Origin of the sequence: Pseudomonas floridensis, assembly GCF_002087235.1 — a bacterium.
In the GTDB taxonomy this organism is placed as follows: Bacteria; Pseudomonadota; Gammaproteobacteria; order Pseudomonadales; family Pseudomonadaceae; genus Aquipseudomonas; species Aquipseudomonas floridensis.
Genome location: NZ_MUIO01000172.1, coordinates 1 through 1,863, shown reverse-complemented (window position 1 = coordinate 1,863; position 1,863 = coordinate 1). Strand labels below are relative to the sequence as shown.

At 52.2% G+C, this 1,863-nt stretch carries 2 protein-coding genes; both read left to right on the top strand.

What is annotated here, in order from left to right; genetic code table 11:
* Positions 1–1,450: RHS repeat domain-containing protein (locus BZK31_RS27580; protein ID WP_208617244.1), on the top strand; the 1,450-nt coding region annotated here is incomplete at its 5' end.
* A 7-nt stretch (positions 1,451–1,457) separates the two neighbouring features.
* Positions 1,458–1,772, top strand: coding sequence for a DUF7716 domain-containing protein (locus BZK31_RS27575; protein WP_083186354.1), 315 nt, complete (start codon positions 1,458–1,460; stop codon positions 1,770–1,772).
* The last annotated feature ends 91 nt before the right edge of the window (positions 1,773–1,863 follow it).

Sequence of the window (1,863 nt, the reverse complement as noted above, 5' to 3'; positions counted from 1 at the left end):
ACGCGACGACCTGCACCGCGAGGTCTACCGCACCCAGGGCAGGCTCACCAGCTGCTTCGGCTATGACCCCATGGGCCGAAAGTCCTGGCAGTTCGCGTCCACATTACCCGCCGACAAACTCTCCGGCGTGCTGGGCAGCGAAAGCCCGCAACTGCTGGTGGAACACGCCTATAACCCGATCCACCGCCGCTACCAGTACGACCCGGCCGGCGAACTGATCCGCACCCTCGACAAACTGCGTGGCGAGATTAAGTATGAATATGAAGCCAACGGCCAGTTGCACAGCCGCGACACCGGCAAGCTGGTCGACAGCGAGGAATTTCGCTACGACGCAGCGGCCAACCGGCTGAACTTCAACACCAGCCGCTTCGACCATGTGAAGGACAACCGCCTCAAACAGTGGCGTGATCAGGAGTACACCTATGATCCGTGGGGCAATCTGGTTGAAAAGCGCAGTGGTCTGGCGAAATGGCAGACGTTTACCTACGACTGTGAAAACCGTCTCGTCAAAGCCGAAACGCTGGTGAACAGCCAGCTTCATAGCACCGGCACGTACCAGTACGACAGCCTGGGGCGACGGGTTGCCAAACAGTCCGAAGTAAACGGCCAGGCCCAGCACAAACGCTTCCTCTGGCAAGGCCTGCGGATGCTACGTGAAGAACAGCCGGGACAGAGCAGCCTGTACATCTACGAGCCCGGCAGCTATGCGCCGCTGGCCCGTGTCGATCAGCGTGAAGGTGAAGCCGAAAACACGCTTTACTACTTCCACACCGACCAGATCGGCACGCCGCTGGAGATGACCGACACCGACGGCCAGATCGTCTGGCAAGCGACGTACAAGGCGTGGGGAAGCCTCGAAGCGCTGACCGTGAACGAGGTCGAGCAGAACCTGCGGTTTCAGGGGCAGTATTTTGATGAGGAGACGGGGCTTCACTACAACACGTTCCGGTATTACGATCCGGAGGTGGGGCGGTTTATTACGCAGGATCCGATGGGGTTGGATGGCGGGAGTAATCTGTATCAGTATGTGGGGAACCCTACAGGTTGGATTGATCCTCTAGGCTGGATGCCCTTTGATGCAAGCGGGAGGCCACTTTCCAGCAGCCAGTACAGCGTTTGGACAAGAGTAGAAATGCCTGCGGAGCTTCATGGATCTGGTCGCGCTACACATTTTAGGTACGCCAATGAGGAACTGTATAATAGGACTGTGAAATATCCGGAGTTAAAATCAGCACTTCCTCCAGAAGTAGTAGAGCATATACAGCCAGGCCCAAGAGGAGGATTCAGCGATAGAAGCCCTCCTAGTCACTCATGGCATCATAATGCCCAAAGCCCTACAGATATTGAGTTAATTCCAAGATCACAGCATAAGGCTCCTGGCCCAGTGCAAAATAGCCTTCACCCGAATCAACAGGGTGGATTTAAAAAACTACAAAACTCAGCGTGTTGAGGAATTAATGAAAAAATATAGCATTAGACAAGTATTAAAAGAAATCTCAGATATGCCGGATGGGTGGTTTTATTTGCCGGACGGTGAGTGGAAATTAGATACCGAGGGTTCATTTTCTTTAGATAGCCGAGACTTTTCACCAGACTCTAAAGACTACTTGCCTCCGCAAGTCATAACTGAAGGATGGAAGGAAACCTTAGATACACCCATGATAGAGGACGTAATATTCAACGTTAACGAGCAAATTGCTAGCCCAACTATTGAAGATTACTTTGAAGCATTCAAGTACTACTACGAAAATGACGCTTTTAAAATTTTCTAATGAGATGAGAGGATAATTCTGCGCCGACACAAAATTAGTTTATAACTTCGTCTGTGTCTGTGGGGGGGCTGCGCTAGGTTTTGTACGAAAA

What these genes read in the sequence shown, in the direction of transcription:
- BZK31_RS27575 (WP_083186354.1), top strand. Translation starts at nt 1,458, where the DNA reads ATGAAAAAATATAGCATTAGACAAGTATTAAAAGAAATCTCAGATATG.